We start from the raw sequence: 23,094 nt of genomic DNA on the forward strand, positions 1-23,094 counted from the left end.
TGATTAACACCTAACATCAATAACTGATAAGTAATCTGTTAAAGGTAAAACAGCAAAAATTTTGAATCCTTTTACTTGTTTGAGTATTTTTTCCCAATCGTTTAATGTTCTTAGTTTACCTCCTGTTTCAACCATTACATTAATATCTACAGAGCCTCCAGTTGGAGAGCGGTAATCTAAAATAGTTTCTATCAATAAAATACGAGATATTCCTTTGACCAATTTTAAATAAGACAATACTTTATCATCATCATAGTGCTGTAGAAAGCGGCAAAAGACACCTAATTCATAATTTGTAACTGATAGTTCTTCCTGAGTTATAAGTTTGACTTTTAAATTTTCTACTAACTGTCTTGGTACTTTATGTTCGTTATATAGGCCTATAGAACCTTTATTGTGTATATCAGAATAAGCAAGAAATAAAGAGTGTACACCAAATAGCAATATATTCTTAGCACCATCTATATTAATCCTAGAATTAAACTCTTTAGTATCAAACCTAGAATATCCTAGCAATGCTTGGTAAAATGCTATTTTCTTATCTTCTGATGCTTCTCTTTCCTTAAAAGATTCAAATGAAGAGATAGATTTCTGTTTTAGTATATCGGCAATATTTAACCAATTCTTTTCAGCGGCAACTCTTGCCCACATTGTTGCTGCTTTTGGCAAAAATGGTATTTCCTTAAAACACTTACCTTTTGATGATAGTTTCCATAAGTCCTTATCGTAATCAATAAACCCTATTTCCCACAACGCCCTTAACAGCCTTTCTAGATTTGGTACGATAATGTTTAACTTTTTAGATAAAACTGGCATAGTTGCAGGTAAAATATTTAACAAATCAAGTTCAATAGCAACGTTTGTTAGGTACGTTTTCCAAAAGGCTGAAAGTTCTGCAGAAATCCTATGCACTTGAGATTCTTTACCTAAATCAACAATATTAAACTTTACATTTCCGGTAATATCGATTTGTCCTAACACACCTTCAAAAGTTTCAGCTTTTGCCATCCCATTATAGAATGCTTCTACCATTTTAAATCTCTGCTGGTAAACAGGATCACCATTAATATCTATATGAAACCAACCATGTTGATCTTCTGCAATAGAATACCCTTTATGAAAAACATTAAGTTTTTTATACCATTTATTATGTACTAACTTTCCATGATGATTAATATGTGTAGCTTTACCATCCTTATAGACTACAGCGATACCATCCTTAAAATCTCCAACATAATCATATTCCTCCTGATAAATCCTGTTGCCATTTAAATTAATATGAAACCATTTATCATGTCTTCTAACTACACAAGCATCTTCCTGATAATTTCCAATCCATTGATACGACTGTTTGTATACTCTACATCCAGATGAATCAATATGGTAACACCCTGTATCATCCTCTACGGCCGCTCTATTAAAGTAGAATCCAAAAGTTTTTAGAAATCTATGATGATAAACTGCTTCTCCTCTCACATTGATATGATAAGCACCTGTCTGATCATAAACCGGTGCAAGACCGGGCTCATGAAATTTACCAACCTTTATAAACCTATTTTCATACAAAGGATTTCCTAGTAATTCGTGAAAACTCTCACACGGTGAAATTTTAATAGATTTAAGATTATCTTTGATTAATTGATCAAAGGTTTTCTCATGTTGCATGTTTTGCATAATTTGTAATTTAAATAATTCTTTTGTAAGCTTAGGTACTCACTACTCTGCCATATTTCCTCGAGTTTAACCTCATTAACATTACCAAAATTTCCTAATGTCTTACGGAGTTCATCTGGAGCACAGCAAGGACTAAACTTTCCTTCATTGTTTATCCATGCTTCTTTACCTAAAAATGGGCATTGACCACCTGGAGCCAAATCCTTAATACCTTCTTGAGAAAGGATTGTGAAATTTTCTAATTTTATCTTTTTACCATTTGGCAATAGCATATTATCTCTAAGTTCGTATAACCTTCTCACCTCCGTGTTCCATCTACTAATTGCTAACTCATCTCTTCTCATAGATAGATCCTTAATTTCCTCAAAATGTGCCCAAAGATGATGTCCTTTAACTCTATCTATGCCGTTTTTTATGGCCATCTTAACTATGTCATAGAGTTCATGTAAATTACTTTCCAAAAATGTTAATTGTAAAGTAACGGTACACCTTTCACCTGTATCGCTAAAGTATTTATCTCTAACTTCAAGGAAAGTTTTTAAGTTTTCTGTCACTACTTCCCATTTTGAACCTTTCATGATTCTTTCATGAGTTTCTTTAGTTGCCCCATTCCAGGAAATCTTAACATCAGATAAAATTGGTACCAATAGTTCAGCCCATTTTCTAGCTCCTTTAATAGGAAAAGAACCATTGGTTGTGAGGTTAAGCTTAAGGCTGAACTCATGGCACAAATTGATTATTTCATCAAAGCTTTTATACATTAAAGGCTCACCCATAGTAGAAGGAATGATTTCCCTTAAAGGTGTTCCAGCTGCTTCCTTAATTACTTTTCTGATAGTTTCTATCGACAGTATCTTAGGTTTTATTCCTTTAGCTTTTTTTTCTTCTTTAACTTTGCTGTATGGTGAAAAACATTCGCACATTATACAAGCAAAATTACAGTAATCTGGATTAGTATCAAAAGTAATTCTCCAAGGACCGGGTTTAACAGCTACTGATTTGCCTTTCTTTTCAATAGCATCGCGGTAAATCTTGTTAAGTTTTTCAGTATGCTCACTTATAGAAGGTATATTTCCATTTTCAGTATAAGGATAGCCTTTTTGGGTAAGTTTATTGTATAACTCCTGATTTGTAGATAGGACTTGCATTTTTTCTGACAAACTACTTGCATCTCTGTGCTTAAATAATAGTCCATCTCTTACATATTCTGCCATACCACCATAATCGGCTGTTATAACTGGTATTCTAAGTTGCTGTGCTTCATGTATTACTAACGGTGAATTTTCACCCCAAATTGAAGGAACGACTATTGCATCAACTTTATTAAATACGTCAGTAACTATATTCTTATTATTATAACTTCCCATCCACTCTATTCTTTCTTTAACAACAGGTGAAAACTGATCGGCAATTGCTTTTAAAGCTTTAGTTTCTTCTCTTGCTGCTCCCCAAATTCTAAGTTTTGCTTTAGATGATAAGTGAGAAAAAGCTTTCAATAATAGATTAACACCTTTTTCGGGAGTATGAGTACCAATATAACCGAAAATAAACTCTTTTTCTTGTGCTCTATTTCTATTCTTAAGACGATTGAGATCAAAACCATAATCAAGATAAGAAATTTTGTTTATCGGAACATTAAAATCCTGAGTAAATTTATCCATCAAGAATTTTGATGGGGAAATAAAGTAATCTATATAGTCTATTATTTTCCTTGTGTGCTTCATTCTAGTTGCAACCCATTGTTCCCAATAATTTATGTCTAAATTCAGGAATTCTTCATCTCCTGTAAAATATCCTTTGTAACATTGAGTTGCACATTTTTGATCCTTTTGTCCATCACAAAGCCGTAACAAATCTTCAGAATTGCGTTGAATAAACCTTCCTCTTGGACACATTAACCAAAAGTCATGTAGCGTAAAAATTGTAGGTATATTTTCTTTAAAAGCAATTTCTGGTAAAGTAATTGATAGATGATTAAGATGACCAAAATGTATAAGATCTGGCTGAAAGTTATCTATTACTCTTTTAAATTGTATATCTACTTCTTCATTGATAAATTTGTAACGATATTTAGCTGTGGGTATATTAATTAAATGCAGTAAGATTCGAGAGTCACTACTATCTAGGACTGTAGTGTAATAAAAATCAGGTAAAAAGCTATTTTCATACCTAGTAAATACTTGTACCTCATTGTTATTTGCTAGTTCATGAGCAAGAGTTTGGCTATAAACCTCTGAACCAGCACTATAATAAGGAGGGTAACCATGAATAACTTTTAATATTTTCATATATTACCATATCTATATTGTTAGGATATTCTTGTGTATTGTTTTGTAGACTTTTTATAAATTTACTTAATCCTACTTCTAATGAATGTTTTGGAGACCAACCAAGTAGCTCTTTAGCTCTAGTAAAATCACCATGAAACTTAGTTACATCAAAATTTCTTGGAGGATAAAAATCAATTCTAGAATCACTTTTCGTGACTTTTAATATTGTTTTTGCTAAGTTTTCTAAAGTACATGGGCTATTAGTAGTAAGATGAATAGCAGGAAGAGAAGATTTTTCGCTTTGTAAATATTTAACAGTTAAGCATATACCCTCTATAACATCATCCAAATAGGTAAAATCAAAAACACATTCTTTACCTTCTATTTTAATTGGATCACCTCTTAATGCATTAATACAGAGTGCAGGAATTACTCTACTGTTATGATCTAGTAAACCACCGTATACATTTGAAAAGCGTAATATTGCTACATTAAAATCTTTTGAACTTGTTATTTGTTCCTCAATAAATGCTTTACCTTTTGCATAATTATTTATTGGATCGATACTAGCAGATTCTGTAACTGGCAGTTCCTTCTGCTCTCCATAGACTTCCCTACTACTTGCATATATAAACCACGGTTTATTTGGAAGTGAATTACATAACCCTAAAAACTGCATTGTACCATCAACATTAATTTTTTGACACAGTTCAGGATAAAGTTCACCATGTATAACTCGAGAAATTGCAGCCAGATGAATAATTCCTGTACACTTAGCAAGTAGTGGTACTATATCTTCTGAAAAAAAACTGAGTGGATTGTTGCGAAACCTAATATCACAGCTTATTACTTCATGGCCCTGGTTTTCTAACTTTTTCACCAAGGTCGACCCTATCAAACCTGCAGCACCTGTTATTAATATCCCCATGTACACCCTCTCACTACAACTAGGAAAATTTATCGTACCAATTATCTTACAAGTAAGAATCAAAAGGTATTATAAAACCAGTATAAAACAAATGTCAACTTAAATTAATGAATAAAAAAATGTAGTTATGAAATGAAAGTTGGCTGCTTTCTTTCTTGAAAATAGTGTTCGGCTTTAATCAAATCCTCCTTATTATTTACTCCCATTGCTTCTCTTTCATCAGAAACTACATAACCTACACTCAAGTTATTGGTTGCTGCAATCGGCACTATATCATTAAGACAATATTCATTGGTCGAATTATTGAATTTTATTTCTTTTACTAAGGTAAAAAGATCTTTAGCATATGAAACTATTATTCCAGAGTTTGCAAGAAGCATTTTATCTCCATTTTTTAGGATTTTTTGAACATTGCCGTAATTATCAATTACTAATCTTCCATATTGTTCATCTTGACTATTGAATCCAAGAAGAACTAAATTATTATACTTTAAACAATCAGTCATTTTCATAACTGTATCACTAGATATAAAAGGAGTGTCTCCATACTGTATTAAAACTATGTCTTGATCAGATAACTCCTCCAGATTTTCTAGAGCAATTTTAACTGCAGTGCCAGTACCTGTAATATCTTCTTGAATTATTAGTTTTATATTGTATTGATCGATTATACTTTTTAGGGTATCAAAGTTTTCTAAATCTTTTAGAAGGGAGTTGTTAACAACAATTGATAAGCTTTTTAGACTCAGCGATTTTGCATTAGAAATTATATGTTCTAAAAGAGTAAGATTTCCCACTTGGTGCAACGCTTTTGGATATTCAGAATTCATTCTACTGCTTTTTCCTGCTGCTAATATTATCAAAATTTTACTCATACATAACTTAGGAATTGATTAGGTAGTAAGTTAATTCATAATTAGTAAGATGTAAAGCCCACTGTAATTTTTATATTTTCTAGATCTTGGCACCCTCATTAGAGTTTCATTTAAGAAAGCTATAACTTTAAACTCTTTACTCGATTTTCTACGCTGACATCTTGTAAACTCTGATCTGGACTTTTTAATATTTCTAATAATCTACTTGCAAGGTTTGAGTGTTTATTGATTACTGCAACCTGGACTAATGACTTGCCTTGATCATCACGAGCATTTGTTACAGCTACGCGCTCATCGGGTTTTATTGCTCTCAGCTTACTGATAATTTCAACATTACCATTTTTTGCATTTTCAAATAGCTCTTCTACTAATTTCAATAGGTTAGTAATATTCTGGTCTCGAGAAAGATCAAGTGGTGTTTTACCTTCTTTATTCTTGATGTTATAAATTGCACCATGTTTCAACAAAGATTTTACAGCTTCGAAAAAGCTATTTTCAGTAGCAACATGCAACGATGTAGTGCCTTTAACTATTGTTTTAGCATTAATAAAATCACTCAATTTATTGTGGCTTACACGTTGTAACAAAGCTTCAATAATTTCTTTATGACCTTTGGAAGCAGCAGTGTGTAATGGTGTATTACCTTTGTTAGTAACTTTAGTAGCATCAGCTCCATTTGCTAGCAAGATATTTACAACTTTTATGTGCCCATTATTAACAGCATAATGTAATGGCGTTCTTCCATCCACGTTTTTCGAATCAATGATTGCTCCATCTCTAATGGAACTCTCAATTCCTAAATAATTATTATCTTCTATAGCCTTAAATAACTTCTCAGTCAATTTTAGTAATTTTATAACTTCTGGGTTTCCTCTTCTTTCTGCAAAGTGTAATGGTAAAACATATCTACCTCCTTCAGCTCTAGCATTAAAGTATGCTCCGCTCATAAGTAGAGACCTAACTATATCTAAATTACCAATTTGTGCCCCTAAGTGTAAAGGCGTAGCATTTTTATCCATTTTTGCATTAACATCCGCTCCATTTATAATAAGAGTTTTAACTACCTTAGGATGACCATATTGAGCTGCAAGATGTAGGGCTCACTGCCATTAAGTTAAGGAAAAGTGATGAACTGTATTATAAAATCAGGTAAGATCCACAAATTAAAAGAAGTAATGACATGAGTAAAAAAAAGAATAATCATGTTTATAAAAAATAAATTGATGAGTTTAAACTTTATAAACGCACACAGAGCATCCTCAAAAGACTTCTCACGAAAAAGAAAGCTGCCCTTCGTTAATGTATTTCTCCTGATTTTTAGAAAGAGTGTAAAGTCATTACAAGTGATGCTTAATGAGTTTGTTCTGCATACAAGAAAAGATTATACAATTACGGCAAGTGCATTTACTCAAGCAAGAAAGAAGCTAAAGCATACTGCGTTTTCAGAGTTAAATGATGATATAGTTTCCCTATACTACCAAGATCAGGAATTTAAAACCCACCATGGCTTCAGAGTACTTGCATTTGATGCTTCAATACTGATTCTGCCAAAGAGCGACAAAATAATAGGTGAGTTTGGCTCAAGAGCAGTATGGAATGGAATCCAGAGATTTGAAGACTATACAAGTGCAACCTTTGAAGTTTGCTACGATGTGCTAAATAATATTGCAATAAAATCTGTGCTAAGTAGAGGTGACAGCTATGAGGTTGATTTAGCAATCGGTATGCTTGAATCCATAAAATCAGACGATTTGTTAATCTGTGATAGAGGATACGTATCTTATCGATTTCTTGCTGAGCTTACAGGAAGGAAAATCAATTATATAATTCGCTGTTCAAGTTCGTCTTTCAATGAAATAAACGCTATGTTTAAGCCGGAAAGCCCATCTAGTACGGTGGTAGTGTCTACCGCACCTATTAAAGTAGCAAGACAGCTACGAAAGCTAGGATTACCTGATGAGATGAAATTCAGGTTAGTCAAAATAATACTTTCTTCTGGCGAAGTTGAAGTGTTAGTAACATCTCTGTTAGATGAGAAACGTTTTACAGTTGAAGAGTTTGAGAGATTATATTACTTGCGCTGGGGAGTAGAAACATTTTTTTCTAGGCTGAAGGGAAGATTAAATTTAGAGAATTTCACAGGAAAAAGTATTGAAACTATCAAGCAGGATTTTTGGTCAACTATCTTCATCAGTAATCTAGAAAGTATCATGATAGAAGATGATGAAGAGACATTGAGCGCACAGAATAGTAAACTAAAAAAAAGCATCAATAAATCTGTCTCATTTAATGCGATTAAAAACTTAGCCTTTGATATTTTTTCTACAGAGTCAGACATAGACTGCATTATGGATCGACTATCACAGTTATTTTTGATGAACACTTTAGTGGTGAGAAAAGGGAGAAGAGTTGATCGTCATAAGATATCTGATATTCGTTCACTCAACTACCAGAAAAGAGCTAGAAAACATGTGTTTTAAATTCAAGATATCTTTTCAGTATCATTGCATTAGTACATTCTTTGCAAAATAACCTGCAATTATTACTTTTTTAAATAACTTGCACTTTTCAGACTCCCTTTTCTTAAAAATTCACCCTAGTATTTACCATAATTATCAATCACTTCAAATTTTTTGTCCAATCTTAACTTCTCTTTCCCTTAACTTAATGGCAGTGATGTAGGGCTGTGCCTTTATTTTGATTTTCTTTTACATTTACATCAGCACCATGTTTCAATAGAACGGTTGCTATCTGATCATAACCTTTTTCTGCTGCAAAATGTAAAGGAGTCCAATTTGTGTGATCTAAAGCATTAATATCTCCTTCCTTTTCTAAGAGCAATTCAACCACCTCTAAATGATCATGGTCTACTGCAAAGTGTAGAGGTGTAGTACTTTTAACTGTTTTAGCATTAATGTCTGCTCCTTTATCAAGCAAAGATTTAGCAACTTCTAAATTACCATCATATGCTGCACAATGTAGAGGAGTCCAACTTCTGTTATCTAGAGCATTAATATCTGCTCCATTTTCAATCAAGAAATTCATTATTTCCAAGCGATTATGTTCTGCTGCCAAATGTAGAGCTCTTCTACCATCATCCATCTTTGCATTTATATTTGCTCCTTTTGCAATTAAGCTCTCTACTATTTTTAAAGAAAAACCATTATATGCTGCATTATGTAAAGGAGTCCAATTCTGATCATCCACGGTGTTAATGTTTGCTCCATTTTTAATTAAAAAATCACTCACCTCGAAATGACTTTGCTGAATTGCTAGATGCAAAGGTGTAAAACCTTCGTTTTTTTTAGCATTAACATTGGCTTTTTTCTCTATTAGTAGCTTCACTACTTCTAAGTGACCATTCTGAGATCCTATATGTAAAGCTGTGGAATTATCGTGGCCTTTAGCATTAACATCAATTCCCTTTACGAGAAGAAGAGACTTAACTACTCCAAAGTGATTACGTTCTGCTGCTAAATGTAGAGGTGTAAGATTCTCATAATCCTTAGCATTAACATTAGATTTTGCCTTTAGTAAAATGTCTACTAACTCTAAAAAGCCATTTTGAGACGCTAAATGTAGAGGTGTAATCTTATCATCTGTTTTTGCATTAACGTTTGCTCCCGCTTCAAGCAGAACTTTAACTATATCTAACCTACCAGTTTGTGTTCCCAGATGTAAGGGTGTAATGTTTGCATCAACTTTACGATTACCTATGCCTGAAGATCCAGCGTTAATATCAGACCCTTGTGAAATAAGAGCTTTAACTACTTCGAGGTTACCATTTTGTACTGCAGAATGCAAAGGTCTTGCTCGATCATTATTTACAGCATTAACATCTAACCCCTTTTCAATAAAAACATTTACTATATCTAGATGACCATTCTCTGCTGCTAGGTGTAAAGGTGTATTAAGTTTATCTGTTTTAGTACTAAGATCTGCTCCATTTGCAATCAAGGTGTTGACTATATCTAAATATCCTTGCTGGGATGCAAAACTTAAAGGTGTAAAGCCTAGAATGGCCCTATGGTTTACATCTGCTCCATGAGCAATAAGAAAGTTAACCATCTCTAAGCGATTTTTTGCAATTGCAAAATACAGTGGCGTAAAGCCATCGTACTTAATCTCTGAGTTAATATCTAAACCCTCTCCTAATAAAGTGTTGACTAAATCCAACTGACCATTTCCTGCTGCTAAATGTAGTGGTGTAAGACTAAGATGTTTCTGAGTTTCATAATTTTCATTTAAAAACTCTACAAAAAATTGTAGCTGATCCAGATTATTAGATATTCTATTAGTAAACATAAAGGCCTCGCATGAAGAATTTATGTAAAATATAGTATCTACAAGTTTTTAAGCAAGATAAATCTTCTTCTTAAAAAAGATACTGTAATCCAATCTGTGTACTTATAACTTTTTTATTTGATCATGGGTGATCAGCTGTCTCAGCTGCAATAGAGACACCTACCTTAAGTAGCTACATCAAATTTCTCTGTTTTTTGCCCCTTTTTTCTCTGATGAAGATGTCTTCATTCTTCTCAGTAGCCAATATTCTTTTTAAAGAATAATCGTTACGTGCACCAAGGAACTTAGAAAGAACAATAGGAAATCCACTTAAAAAGCATTAATAATTATACATAATTCTAATGATCTTCATGAAAGGGCTTAGAATAGAATTTAATAGACAATCTGATTTTAATTGATATTAAACTGATCAGACTGAGAGTTGAAAATATGGCAATAATTCTTTTAGACACAAAAACTATAAATCGTATAGCAGCAGGAGAGGTAATAGAAAGGCCAGCGAGTGTAGTAAAGGAATTAGTAGAAAATGCAATAGATGCTGGAAGTTCAGAGATAGAGATCAAAATAGAAAGTGGTGGACGTAACCTTATAACTGTGACAGATGATGGAAATGGAATAGAAAAGGACGACTTAGAACTAGCATTTATGAGGCATGCCACTTCAAAATTAAGCGATAGTGAGTTAATAGAAATCAAGCACCTTGGGTTTAGGGGAGAAGCTTTACCTTCAATTGCAGCAGTAAGCAGAATGAAATTATCGTCTAAGGCAAGTGGAGCAAAGGAAGCATGGTCTATAAGGTATGAGGGAGGAGAAAAAATAAGAGAGATTACCCCTTGTTCTTTGTTGCAAGGTACATATATTGAAGTTCGTGACTTATTTTTTGCTACACCAAATAGACTAAAGTTTCTAAAAACCGAAAGGGCAGAAACACAAAGTATTGTTGATATTGTGAATAACTTAGCGATGATTAATTATAGTATTGGGTTTACTCTCACTTCTGGTAATAAAAAGCTCTTAAAATATGTTAAGCAAACTTCGCTGTTCAACAGATTATGTGAAATAGAAGAAGAATTTCAAAGCAATTTACTGGAAGTTAAAGAGGAAGAAGAAGGCATCAAACTTAAGGGACACATCTGTAAACCTAATGTCAATCGTGGCAACTCAACTCAGATTTATACGTTTGTTAATGGAAGGCCAATAAAAGACAATCTACTTATTGGTGCAATTCGATATGCGTATCAGGACTTTATTCCAAGTGGGAGGTATCCTTTTGCAGTGTTGCATTTAGAAGTACCATATGACCAAGTAGATGTAAATGTGCATCCAAATAAATCGGAAGTAAGATTTCAGAATAAAAGGCTAATATATGAAATAGTGAGAAGAGGGATAATAAAAACACTATCAACGAGATTTGCAGTGGGTGATCAAGGTATTGAAGAGGAGCTAATTTTTAATGATAGTAAAAGCCAAGAGCAGGTTGATAGTCAAGAGAAAAAAGATCAAAAAGAGTTTTATGAAAAGAGACCAAGTCTTTTAGAAAATCGTCTAATGAAAGAATTCAATGCACCAGATGAAAGAAGGCAAAGCTTACCAGAAACGTTTAAATATGGAGAATCTCCACCCCAAAAGGGAACGATGGTTTTAGAAAGGAAGCAAATTGATTTAATAGAGGATTATCCTCTGGGATATGCACGCTGTCAGGTCTACAATACTTACATTATTGCTGAGGCTAAAGGCAAATTAATTATAGTAGACCAGCACGCAGCTCATGAGAGGTTGATCTATGAGTGCTTAAAACAAAAATCAAGCATAAAAAGACAAAAACTTCTTCCTGAAACAGTTGAAATTAAAAACCAAGCTGGAATGGGGATGGTTAAAACTTATAAAGATGAGCTTTTTGAAATGGGTTTTGATATTGAAATACAATCAGAAGATAAAGTAACGATAAAAGAAATACCTGCAATCTTGGGAACAATAGATATAAAAGAGATGCTAGTTGATATAGTAGATAAGTTAATGGAAATGGAAGATACGTTGCCAATAGAGGATAAGGTGAATAAAATATCAGCCACAATCGCTTGCCATGGAGCAGGAAGAAAAATGAAATTGGAAGAGATGAATGAGATACTAAGACAAATTGAGAAAACTCCATATTCTGGTCATGAAAGACCAACTTATATAGAAATGAAACTAAGTGATATAGAAAAATTGTTTGAAAGGAGATGAGTTCAGTTTGTCAAAAAGGTTGCCAATTAAGTATACGTAACAGCTCTTCTGATTATGGAGTATAAAATTTGAAAAAAGAGAATAAATGCTCTAATTTTTTAGATTACAAAGTGATAGGACAGGAAGTAAGAAATCGTAGATTAGCAAAGGGATATACTCAAAAAGATTTAGCAAAAAAAATCGGAACAACATATCAGGTAATACTGCAATATGAAAAAGGAACACGCAGAATTTCAATTAAGAAGTTATATGAATTAGCAGAAGCATTATCAACAACTGCTAGAGATCTAGCTTGCGGACAAGAAGTATCAAATGAGGGAAGGTATGAGGAAGAGGAGGTACTGAATCTAGTAAGAAGACATAAAGAGATTAAGGATCAAGAATTACGTGAAACGTTTTATTTATTAACTAAATTCATCCGTATTAGTGAAGAAGAAAGTGGAAAGGCAGTAAAAATAGAGGTGGCAAAGGGTTTAGTTAAGGAAGGAGTTTCTGCTCATGTTATCTCTCAAACGACCAGTTTATCTATTGATGAATATGATAATGATGAGAAAAAAATTTCCATTCCGTATAAAGTAGGTCAAAGAATAAAAGAATGGAGGTTGAGAAGAGGATACACTCAAGAAGATTTAGCAAGTAAAGTGGGCATAATAAATCAAAGAATATATGAATATGAACAAGGACGAGCTGCTGTTTCACTTGAAATGTTAGATGAAATAGCAAAGGTACTATTAATTAATATTACAGATCTGCTTCCAGAAACAACAGAAAATGAGAATAGTGAAGCAGAGCTATCAAGGTTAATAGAAGAATATAAAAAGATTAAAAGCCAAGAGCTACGTAATGTACTAATAAAATCTCTGTTTGAAAGCATACAAGTTTGCAAAGAGAAAGTGAAGAGAGTAGAAAAGATGAAAATTGCAAAGAATTTAGTTAAGGAAGGAATTTCTATCAATATTATTTTAAAAAAAGTGGGCATCTCTTTAGACGAAATTCAACAAATTTAAAATAAAAAATCAGTATCTATTAATATCTTTACTTTTTGATGAAAAAATAAGTAAAAAAGATTGAGAAATTGATTTGACTTCACTCAAAAGCTATGGCTTTATGCCAATGCTGACAAAAAAACAGCAGTAAATATATAAAAACATTTTGTTATTAGTGAAGGGTAATTTTTATGAATAATAAGAAAGATCGTAGAGAAGAAATAGAGTTCAGAGCATTAGAAAGCAACGGTAAAGCTCTACTTGATCGTGAAGTAATAGAAACGTTTCTAAGTGCAGTGCATGACAGGGAAGAAGCTCGAGTTATTGCTAGAAAGCTAATAGATAGTTTTGGAATAGGAGGAATTTTAGGTCAGGAAATAGATGACTTGAAAACTATAGAAGGGATAACTGACTCTACAGTAGCAGTAATTTTATGTCTAAAGGAAGCTGCAAAGAGAGTACCAAGAGAAGAGTTAAAGAAAGGACCTGTAATGGATAACTTGGAAACCATAGTAAAATATTTAAGGGTTAGTATTGGCTATTCAGAGGAGGAAAAGATGAAAATAATATATTTTGATCAAAAGTGCCGTTTAAAGTGGGAAGAAGTGTTCACTGGTACAGTGGATAAGGTACCTTTTTACATAAGAGAAGTAACAAGAAAGGCATTAATAAGAAAAGCGACGTCAATAATAATATCGCATAACCACCCAGAAGGAAGGTTAAAGCCATCTGATGAGGATGAAGCTGTAACTAAAGACTTGGCTAAAGCTTGTCAGACTATAGGGATTAGGTTACTGGATCACATTATCATCACAAGTGTTGGGTATTTTAGCTTTAAAGAGCAAGGACTGTTATAAAGCAGATATTTGAAGATTTTCATGAGTTGTTTAACTACTTGAATGAAGAAAATATTTGCAAGCACATTAATTGTTACTTATAATTAATGAGAAAATATATATTAAGTTAATAATAAAGTAATAAAGTCGGTTGTAGACTTAGTAAAGTATATTTAATAGCGGAGGCTAATATGAGTAATAAAATAATTGTACCTTTTGATGATCAAGAAGGAGGTACTTACGAGTTAAACATTGATCTTGATAGATTATCAAAAGGTGAGGTGTTAAATGCTATTGTAGGAATAGGTCGTACTAAGGAGCAATCCACCTTTGTAAGCAAAATTAATAAGGCTAAAAAGCCTGAGGAAATAGCACCTTTCCCTGGTAGAGAAGTTCGCGAAAACAAAATCAACTGTGGGAAAGGATTTGACTATGTTTATGGCACAAAACCTGCAAGTGATCAAGAAGATAAAAATCCATTTACCTCCGCCTTGCAAAAAATAAAGCCAAGTATAAGCGAAAGTGAAAAGTTGAGCTGGTTTAAGAGTGGAGTGGTAGAAGCAAAAAGCGCAAGTGAACTATACAAAGTTGTAGATCAAGCACTAGCTACTGGAATGAGAATAAATGCGTGTAATGATGGGGAATGGAGCTTTGCCGAATATGTAGTATTGGGTACACATTTTCATAAGTTAGAACAAAGTGATCGAAAAAAGATAATGCGGAAGCTAATGCTAAGTGGTGCAGAGTTTCATAATACTTTATTGCAGAATAAACTGATAGGTGAAATCTATAATGAGTTACAACCAGAAGTTCAGCCACAGATAGATAAGCAACTAGAAGAGCTAGAGGAAGCTGGCGAAAATGCTGTGCAAGAAGGAGAATTAATAGATGTTGAGATAGATAATACAACATCGTATATAGAATTTTCTGGGAATAGTAAGGTAGAGGTAGCTAAAATACTGAGAGAGTTAGGAAGTAATATTTTAAAAATTGGTAATGATGCAGTTGAGGTTAAAAGTGAGAAGGGAGGTATAAGAAACTATACCGATATTTCAGATGGCAGCTCTGTCATGTTAGAATTTCCTACAAGCATTGGTAAGCTAAATATTATATTGTACCACGATGTAAAAAAATATGATCAAGTACAAGTAAGAGTAGAAAATAAGGAAATATGGTCTAAATTACAAGAAAGAGGAGAAGAAATTGGAAAAAATTGCCTTTTTGGGGGAGTGAAACTTCAAGAAGCAGTAGAGAAAGGTAATTTCACTAGATGTGGCATATGGAATGAAAAGTATGCTATAAAAGAGATTGGCAATGATGAAGTATTGTCTTCATGGGTAAATAGGGTATGTGGAGATAGTAAAGAAACCTTTAGGGAACTTTAATTCATTTATTTTAAGGTTCCAGAGTTTACTGGAGCCTTTGAGCTATAGTAGAAAATATTATATGTATGGTTCTTTGTATGGAAAAAAGTCTAGACTGTGAGGTAGGGCAAAAAGTGAAAAGTTGGAGGTTAGAGAGAGGGTATACTCAGAAGGATTTAGCGGAGAAGGTTGGTGTAAAGTACTGGGCAATACTGCAATATGAAAAAGGGAGTCGTAAAATTCCAATTAAGAAATTATATGCTATAGCAGAAGCATTATCAGTAAATGTTAAAGGTTTAGTTTGTGGAGAGACGCTAACAAATGAAAAAAGATATTTTGAAGATGAAGAAATATTAAATTTAGTAAAGGGGTATAAGGATAAAGAATTAAGCGAGGTATTTTATTTATTAACCAAATTTATTCGTTTGAGTGAGGAAAGAAGCAGAAAAGCGGTAAAAATAGAAGTAGCAAGGGGTTTGATGAAAGTAGGAGTTTCTGCTCATGTTATCTCTCGAACAACTAACTTATCTATTGGTGAGTATGAGGAGAACAAAATTTCGGTTCCATACAAAGTAGGGCAAAGGATAAAAGAGTGGAGATTGATACGAGGATATACACAAAAAGATTTAGCGAATAAAGTTGGCATAACAAATCAAGGAATATACGAGTATGAACAAGGGAGAGCTGCTGTCTCACTTGAAATGTTAGATGAAATAGCAAAGGTATTATCAATCAGCATCATAGATCTGCTTCCCGAATCAGATGAAGAAGCGGAAGAAAAGCTATCAAATTTGATAGGAGAATACAAAAAGATTGAGAGCCGGGAATTACGCGATATGCTAATCAAGTCTTTATTTGAAGGTATACATGTTTGTAGAGAAAAGGTCAGAGAGGAAAAGAAGATTGAAGTTGCAAGGAATTTAGTGAAAGAAGGAATTTCTGTTGATATTATCTTGCAAACGACAGGCTTATCAAATTATATGATTGAGAAATTTTTGTGATTTCATAAAAACTTAGCCAATAGTGGATTTTTTTGTGATAGAATATATGTTTGCTTCTGTAGGAAAAACAGCTTTTAGAGGATTTATCTATGATAATTCAGAGCATATTGGCTCAGCAAGCTACGAGCTGGGGAAAAAAATAGAAGGTTGTAGGATAGTACAAGGGTATACTCAGGCAAAATTAGCAAGAAAAATTGGTTTAACACATAAGGAAATACATAACTTTGAACTAGGGTGCAAGGCTATTACAATCAAAGAATCGTATATAATAGCAGGAGCATTGTCAGTCAATGTTATAGATCTACTTCCAGGACCAACAGTACTAAGAGAAAACAGTTGGTATGAAGATGAGGATAAAGAAATAGTCTATCTAACAAAAATACATAGAGAAATTAAGGATCAGGAATTACGCAAGAAGCTGTATCCATTAGTAAGGTTTGTATATATTAGCGAGAAAATTAGCCAAGAAGAAGCGAAAATAGAAGTAGCAAAGAATCTAGTTAAAGAAGGAGTTTCAGTTGATATTATTTCCCAAGTGACTCGCTTATCTACTTATGAATATGATGATATAGAGAAAGAAATTTGTACTGATTCTATACTCTACAAAGTGGGGAAAAGGATAAAAGAGCAGAGATTAATACGGGAATACACTCAGGAGGACTTGGCAAATAAAATTGGTTCAACACCTAAAGAAATACACGACTATGAACGAGGATATACAGACATTCCAATTGAAATATTATATAAGATAGCAAAGACATTATCAGTTAACATTAAAGCTCTTGGACTAACAGAATATGAAAATGAGCCAGTTTTTGGGTTTATAGGTAAATGCGAAAAAATTGAGGATCAAGAATTACTGAATACGGTAGCCAGATCTTTATCTGAAGGAATGCAAACTGGTAAAGAAAAGGTTAAAAAAGCAGAGAAAATCAAGATTGCAAAAGATCTAGTTAAGGAAGGTGTTGCTATTGATATTATTGTGCGAGCAAGTGGCCTAACTGCTGATGAGTTGGGTGAGTGTGAAAATTGAATGTGTTTAAGATATAAGTAAAATTAGTTAATGATTTAACCAACAGAATTTGCTAACCAACTTTTTTGGCTCAGTTGAATTTTGCTTGGTATAAATTAAGATATGAAATCGCAAAGTTTATCTATTAATTTCTGATTGTCCTCTATCATTGCCTTTGCCTCTTGTTGAAGAGATTTGATATTTTTTGATGTAATGTTATCCATGTCAGCCGACGCTAGCTTCAATTGCGATTGTATTCTTACGTATCTATTGCCTATTACTTGATTCATCTGATAATTTACGCAGTCCAATCCAGAGGCAAACATCACATTTAACAAAGGTTTTATCCAGCCTATTTTTCCAAATCTCTTTGAATTGGCATACTCTATGCTTCTATCTGTTCTTCCAGTACCTATCGATAACAGTAGAATATCATCATTTGGAAATAACCTCTTACCACTTGCATATGTACAAGCCGCTGGATTATTTGCAAATACCCCGCCATCCACTAATACCATTTCCTTGTGGTTGATTTTAAGATATTTAGGTGCAAAGTAAGTAGGTGCAGCCGTTGCAGCTCTGAGTGCATCTTTCAGCTTAATATTACCTTCTTTCCAGCTTTTGAAGAAAAATGGGCAATTATTCTGAATGTCGTAACTGGTAAGCAGTACATTATTTAAAGTATTTTGTAGAGTATCATCACCAAAATATTTGTCCAATACAAATTCAATATTTTTATATGGGTATTGTGCACAGTTAAACCAAGATAATATTGATCGCCTAAAAAATGAAGACTTGAAAATATATGGTCCATATTCCCGATAGAACTCGACTAAATCATTAGCAGAATATTGAGGTTTATCTTTTTTACATAATCCAGCTACAACAATTCCACCGGTTGAGGTCCCTGCCATAAGATCAAAGATTTCAGCTATCGGTTTTCTTGTCCTTTGCTCTATTTCTGCTAGAATAATGGCTGGTATGATGCCTCTAATGCCACCTCCATCAACGGATAAAATATATTTAATCATTGTGAATTTGGGTAAAGGTATTAAGATTTAATTTTTCCGCTTAGAACGTGTAATTTAAACTCATCCAATTCCTCAGAAAGATTTTTTACCCTTTCCTCAAGTACTAACACTTTTTCCATTAAACCATATTCAATAAGTTTATCGTGAAATTGTACCCTTGAGTCTAGCTTGGATAACCACCATATAAATGCTACTGTTTGTATTAATAACGTGATAATTACTGTAATTGGGATTTTTTGATTTTGCATGTTTCTCCTAACCATACGCGTCAAGTTAAAGCAAATTTAGAGAAGTTAAGGTGGATACCCTAGTTTTTCTGTACTTGTCTTTTAATGAAAATTGCGACCAAGTTATGGTAAGCTTTTTGAGAAAAATATTTAAGCCTTTAATTTTATTATTTAGTGCTAAAAATAACTCTCTAACCCGTCTTTTTAGCTCAATAAATGCCTTTGTTAAGCTAAGCTCCGTATTTTTTTTCAGTTCTGTGCAACCCACTATTCCATGAAATATAAGAATTGCACACAATTTGGCATATAGCTCACATAATACTCTGTATGGCTTTCCTCTCAGCTTATCAAGCCTTATATTACTCTTATATAATTTGAACAATAATTCAATTTGCCATCTTATTCGGTAAACTACTAGTATTTGCTCAGCATTAATCTTACTTTTTGGAACATTAGTTATAAATATCGACCAATTTAGTAACTTTTGGTTCCTTTGAGAAGATGTGTATCCATGTGATCTTGCTAACCTATTAGCCTTTCTTCTTCTAGCCATAGCTTGTTCTTCAGTTAGTTTTTTAAATATAATTCTTACTTTAACCCTTGTCTCTTTTCCTAACAATACCTCCTGTTCTAGAAAAGATCGATCTCCCAAATGTTCTAGTAAATCTATTTTTTGACCTGTCTCTATATCATATATGTTAGTATCGGATTTATAACGACTTATGAAATAAGCTCCTATTTCATTGATTTGTTTAAAAGAACTTGGCACAAAATAACCCAAATCAGATATTAGTAAATCGTTGTTCGATATATTGCTTAAATGGCTTCTATAACCCTGATCTGACCTTATTCCTTCAGTTATATTAAGCTGGTCTAATGTCTGATTTAGGTAGTCAAAAACTAATTGTAACTTTATTCCAGACTTAGTATTGCTTTCATAACCACTGTAGCTGGTACCATAACCTTTATACATGTCTTCCATACTGTTAGGTAAGCTAATATAGCTGCTGTCTAATAATTTAACACCTCCAAAGTGCTTCAAGATTCTGCAATCAACTTGTAAGGTATTTTTAAGTAACGTTAAAGATTCATTATACATTCTTTTCATGAATTCCACTGCTTCCTTGGTAAATCTAAAGTCCAGACCTTGTTTTGTTATATTTATCGAGTCTTCATTCAATAATTGACACACTGTCTCTATACTACAATTATCAACCCCTATATTACCCAAAACGATGGCTTTTATGAACGACGAGCCTTTTAGCTTCCTCTTTCTTTTTATGAACCCTGTTGTAGCTGAGATTTTATCTGCTTTTTCATTAAAAAATTCTTTGAGCTTTTTTGAGATGCAAACTATTCTTTTCATTGTATAAGTTCTCCGTTTTCTTTGTTAAATTTAAGAGAACTTATATCTTCTTTTTCTCTTCCTTACACTAAGTTTATTACCACAGTTCCTTAACTTGACGCGTATGGTTTCTCCTAACTGTGTAATCTTTCAACTACTTCTTGTTTCCGGTTACGAAATATTACTGCTCAGATTCGTGTTCTTTTTCAGCATTATAGAGCAAGTGTATAATTTCATCGTATGGTTTATCTTTATTGTGCCGTGATCTTAGCACAGCTACATCTCTTGGGTTTTTTCCATCTATATCTCTAATATTAGGATTTGCGCCTTTCTCCAATAAAAACTTAATAACTTCTAGGTGTCCTTCACCTGCAGCGTGATGTAAAGCTATTCTTTTAAATGCATTTCTATCAAGTGCGTTTATATTTACTTTTTCCTCTTCTATTAAAAATCTGATAATGTCTAAACATCCTTTTCTTGCTGCACAATGTAACGTTGTTCCACTCAAGTTTGGAGCCATATCCTTTACTAAAAGTTTTACTATTTCTAAGTTGCAATTACTAGTAGCCACTTGTAATGTTTTGTTATAATTATCTGTAGCTTTAGATTTTTGATAGCAATAAGTAATAACAACGCATACTATTAATAGTATGAACCATACGAAATGTAGTTTATCTCTTTCATTATACTTTATTTTTTTCATATTTGGCACACAGTTTCTTCATATTAAATAGATCATTACTCATTTTTTTCTTAACATTACTTACTCAAAGATGCTGACAACATAGTAAGGTAACCCGAGCTATTTAAAGTATGCTCCGCTCTATTAATTATCCATTCACCATCTAACGCTTGATTAAAACCTAGAAGATTAAGTTTAGCTTCTGCAAAAATTTGAGGATTACCAGGCATAGTTACATCTAAAGTTTCATTGTTACGCTTCAATTGTTTCAACTTGGCATTTGCTGCACTTAGTGCTGACTCTGCATTTGAGTAAAGTTCCAGCATAATATAACTTGGCTCACCGCTACCAACTGTTTCTTTAATAGTTTCGCCCTTTTCATAGCTATGCCACTTTGCCACTACTGAATTATACTTATCACGTACGGTAAAATGCACTTTCCAATTAATTGTGTCTTGAGGTCTAATATTTGTTGTTCCTAAAGCTTTTCCTGTGGCTGATTTTGCCATGTTTTTTGAAATAAATAATATATACCCACCAGCTAATTTTGCCATTGCTTCGTTTTCTATTGCTATTTTAGTTAACAAGCTGATATCACTTTCATCTATTTGGTTGATGTGGGGTATCAATATATCCTTAAATTCCTCAGCGACTTTGTATCCATATCCATGTTTTTGAGCTATTTCTTTTACTAAGTTTTCTATGGTAATTTGGTGCCATTCTTTTGATACTTTTGCCTTCAAAGATATTCTTAAATTTGTTGCATGAGCTTTTATTAGTAGGGTCTGAGGTGGGCCTTGTATCGTAACTTCATTGACTGTATATACACCCATTGGAAAGATTCCCGTTTCCTTATAACCTAGTGCTATGTTCAATTCATTTGGAACTTCTACATTTTCATTGCCATAATCAACACATACCTCTGCGATATCATCTATAGTACCAGATTCATCAGTAAGATACACCGATATTACATGACCTTTTATTCCTTCAATGCTAAATTCAGGTTTCATTTATTCCCACACTTTTAACTTCGATTTTTTTAATTGCTCTTGTATTCTAGGTAACCTGATCTTTAATCCTGTAGGCAAAAAACTTCCATACTCTTATATGTTAAAAACAAGTCTTTATAAATGTCACGAAATAGCAGTATAAAGACACGGAGAGAGGAGGAACCGTCCATACTCTTGGTCATAAGGACCGTCTTGCAGCAAGGTTCTCCTCTCTGGTGTATTATACTGAAAGTTCCGAACAACTGGTTGAGCTTTTAGGCTCGTATATAAGGGTGGAAAATGCAGTATACACATTATTTATGGAGGAATTATGAATTTATCAAATATTATTACTGGAATTGATATTAGCAAAAATAAACTAGATATCCATATTCATCCACTTGGACATCATAAAGTATTTGAAAATAACGTTCAAGCTATTGATCAAATAATCGACTTTTTGCGTTTACATAACGTAACCAAAGTTGGACTTGAAGCAACTGGTGGGTACGAAAAATTATGTGCCTATACTTTATTAAGCCATGGTTTTGAAGTATATGTCATTCAACCAAGATGGGTGAGAGATTATGCAAAAAGCCTTGGTATTGCTACTAAAACTGATAAAATAGACTGTAGCATCATCTCACGTTATGTTAGTAATATAGACATGCGTGTCACTCCTTTAAAAGTTAGTAGTATTGACTGTTTGAAGCAAAAATTATCTCGCAGGAATCAACTAGTAGAAATAGCAAAAATACAAAAAACCCAAGCTCATCAAGTAACCGATTTATCTATAATCAAACAAATGGAAGAGCTACTTGCAGTTTTACAAAATCAAATTCAAGTCTTAGAAGATGAGGTAATGGAATTAGTCGATAAAAATCAAGAGCTTAAAAAAAAGTACATGTCAATAACTAGTATACCTGGTGTAGGTGCAATAACAGCTATTACTTTTATTTGTTATCTACCCGAGCTTGGAACTCTCCAACATAAAGAAATATCCAGCCTTTCCGGAGTTGCACCTTTTAATCGAGATAGTGGTTTTAGTAAGGGAAAAAGGTGTATTCAGGGTGGTAGATCACAAATTAGAAAGGTTTTACATATGTGCATTCTTAGTGCGCAAAGGTACAATTCTTATATAAAAATCTTCTTTGATAGGCTATACAATCAATATAAAAAACCATATAAAGTTACCTCTACTGCTGCAATGAGAAAATTACTTATCCTTGCTAACTCTTTAGTAAGAGACGGTAGACTGTTTACTGAGGAGTATAGCCCTAAAACTGCTTCTATATAGCAATAGCATAGCTGTGAATAAGTACGCCCACACAAATTTTAAG

At 33.1% G+C, this 23,094-nt stretch carries 19 protein-coding genes and 1 pseudogene; 8 read left to right on the forward strand and 12 right to left on the reverse strand.

Annotation, left to right across the window (positions count from 1 at the left end; translation table 11 throughout):
- Positions 1-3 precede the first annotated feature (3 nt).
- From OPS21_RS05650 to OPS21_RS08085, 6 genes and pseudogenes are all read right to left on the reverse strand, one after another.
- A complete protein-coding gene (locus OPS21_RS05650; protein ID WP_264337063.1) occupies positions 4-1,674 on the reverse strand; it encodes a WG repeat-containing protein in 1,671 nt (556 codons plus the stop codon).
- On the reverse strand, positions 1,635-3,962 hold the full coding sequence (locus OPS21_RS05655) for a glycosyltransferase (RefSeq protein WP_264337062.1): 2,328 nt from the start codon (positions 3,960-3,962) through the stop codon (positions 1,635-1,637). Before OPS21_RS05655 ends, OPS21_RS05650 begins: the two co-directional genes overlap by 40 nt.
- A complete protein-coding gene (locus OPS21_RS05660) occupies positions 3,919-4,872 on the reverse strand; it encodes an NAD-dependent epimerase/dehydratase family protein (protein WP_264337060.1) in 954 nt (317 codons plus the stop codon). The genes OPS21_RS05655 and OPS21_RS05660 overlap by 44 nt, the downstream gene beginning before the upstream one ends.
- Before the next feature lie 125 nt (positions 4,873-4,997).
- On the reverse strand, positions 4,998-5,747 hold the full coding sequence (locus OPS21_RS05665; protein WP_264337059.1) for an NTP transferase domain-containing protein: 750 nt from the start codon (positions 5,745-5,747) through the stop codon (positions 4,998-5,000).
- 119 nt (positions 5,748-5,866) lie between these two features.
- Positions 5,867-6,589 carry an ankyrin repeat domain-containing protein gene (locus OPS21_RS05670; protein ID WP_406833380.1) on the reverse strand — a complete coding sequence of 241 codons (723 nt, stop codon included), beginning with the start codon at positions 6,587-6,589 and terminating at the stop codon, positions 5,867-5,869.
- A gap of 60 nt (positions 6,590-6,649) precedes the next feature.
- Positions 6,650-6,811 (reverse strand): annotated as a pseudogene (locus OPS21_RS08085) (ankyrin repeat domain-containing protein); the annotation flags it as partial.
- Positions 6,812-6,949: 138 nt separating this feature from the next.
- Between OPS21_RS08085 and OPS21_RS05680 the strand changes: the two are divergent.
- Complete coding sequence (locus tag OPS21_RS05680) at positions 6,950-8,227, forward strand: IS4-like element ISWpi18 family transposase (RefSeq protein WP_264336305.1); 1,278 nt, start codon at positions 6,950-6,952, stop codon at positions 8,225-8,227.
- Between the two features lie 184 nt (positions 8,228-8,411).
- Here OPS21_RS05680 and OPS21_RS05685 read toward each other — a convergent pair whose 3' ends face one another.
- Positions 8,412-10,052 (reverse strand): ankyrin repeat domain-containing protein, encoded by a 1,641-nt coding sequence (locus OPS21_RS05685; RefSeq protein WP_265027598.1) that lies wholly within the window; start codon positions 10,050-10,052, stop codon positions 8,412-8,414.
- A 429-nt stretch (positions 10,053-10,481) separates the two neighbouring features.
- Here OPS21_RS05685 and mutL point away from each other — a divergent pair, with 429 nt between their 5' ends.
- The 6 genes from mutL (at position 10,482) to wmk (OPS21_RS05715) (ending at position 17,498) form a co-directional block, all read left to right on the forward strand.
- On the forward strand, positions 10,482-12,278 hold the full coding sequence (gene mutL, locus OPS21_RS05690) for a DNA mismatch repair endonuclease MutL (protein ID WP_264337057.1): 1,797 nt from the start codon (positions 10,482-10,484) through the stop codon (positions 12,276-12,278).
- 68 nt (positions 12,279-12,346) lie between these two features.
- A complete protein-coding gene (gene wmk, locus OPS21_RS05695; RefSeq protein ID WP_264337056.1) occupies positions 12,347-13,285 on the forward strand; it encodes a WO male-killing family protein Wmk in 939 nt (312 codons plus the stop codon).
- Between the two features lie 170 nt (positions 13,286-13,455).
- Positions 13,456-14,121, forward strand: coding sequence for a JAB domain-containing protein (locus tag OPS21_RS05700; protein WP_015587821.1), 666 nt, complete (start codon positions 13,456-13,458; stop codon positions 14,119-14,121).
- A gap of 170 nt (positions 14,122-14,291) precedes the next feature.
- Positions 14,292-15,485: a hypothetical protein gene (locus OPS21_RS05705; protein ID WP_265027599.1), complete on the forward strand. Its 1,194-nt coding sequence runs from the start codon at positions 14,292-14,294 to the stop codon at positions 15,483-15,485.
- Positions 15,486-15,562: 77 nt separating this feature from the next.
- Positions 15,563-16,465 carry a WO male-killing family protein Wmk gene (gene wmk, locus OPS21_RS05710; protein WP_264337055.1) on the forward strand — a complete coding sequence of 301 codons (903 nt, stop codon included), beginning with the start codon at positions 15,563-15,565 and terminating at the stop codon, positions 16,463-16,465.
- Positions 16,466-16,511: 46 nt separating this feature from the next.
- Positions 16,512-17,498 carry a WO male-killing family protein Wmk gene (wmk, locus tag OPS21_RS05715; protein WP_264337053.1) on the forward strand — a complete coding sequence of 329 codons (987 nt, stop codon included), beginning with the start codon at positions 16,512-16,514 and terminating at the stop codon, positions 17,496-17,498.
- A gap of 95 nt (positions 17,499-17,593) precedes the next feature.
- Here the strand turns inward: wmk (OPS21_RS05715) and OPS21_RS05720 are convergent, their stop codons facing one another.
- The 5 genes from OPS21_RS05720 to OPS21_RS05740 all read right to left on the reverse strand — a co-directional run bounded on the left by OPS21_RS05720 (position 17,594) and on the right by OPS21_RS05740 (position 21,775).
- Positions 17,594-18,508, reverse strand: coding sequence for a patatin-like phospholipase family protein (locus tag OPS21_RS05720; RefSeq protein WP_265027600.1), 915 nt, complete (start codon positions 18,506-18,508; stop codon positions 17,594-17,596).
- A 20-nt stretch (positions 18,509-18,528) separates the two neighbouring features.
- Positions 18,529-18,756 (reverse strand): hypothetical protein, encoded by a 228-nt coding sequence (locus OPS21_RS05725; RefSeq protein ID WP_007302999.1) that lies wholly within the window; start codon positions 18,754-18,756, stop codon positions 18,529-18,531.
- A 25-nt stretch (positions 18,757-18,781) separates the two neighbouring features.
- A complete protein-coding gene (locus OPS21_RS05730) occupies positions 18,782-20,101 on the reverse strand; it encodes an IS4-like element ISWosp7 family transposase (protein ID WP_264336202.1) in 1,320 nt (439 codons plus the stop codon).
- Positions 20,102-20,261: 160 nt separating this feature from the next.
- Positions 20,262-20,783, reverse strand: a complete 522-nt coding sequence (locus OPS21_RS05735; protein ID WP_236514909.1) for an ankyrin repeat domain-containing protein — start codon at positions 20,781-20,783, stop codon at positions 20,262-20,264.
- Positions 20,784-20,839: 56 nt separating this feature from the next.
- Complete coding sequence (locus tag OPS21_RS05740; protein WP_265027601.1) at positions 20,840-21,775, reverse strand: contractile injection system protein, VgrG/Pvc8 family; 936 nt, start codon at positions 21,773-21,775, stop codon at positions 20,840-20,842.
- 310 nt (positions 21,776-22,085) lie between these two features.
- On the opposite strand from OPS21_RS05740, the gene OPS21_RS05745 reads away from it, so the two are divergent.
- Positions 22,086-23,051, forward strand: coding sequence for an IS110 family RNA-guided transposase (locus tag OPS21_RS05745; RefSeq protein ID WP_264336319.1), 966 nt, complete (start codon positions 22,086-22,088; stop codon positions 23,049-23,051).
- Positions 23,052-23,094: the final 43 nt, after the last annotated feature.

The sequence above is a fragment of the Wolbachia endosymbiont (group B) of Chorthippus parallelus genome (assembly GCF_947251815.1).
GTDB lineage: Bacteria > Pseudomonadota > Alphaproteobacteria > Rickettsiales > Anaplasmataceae > Wolbachia.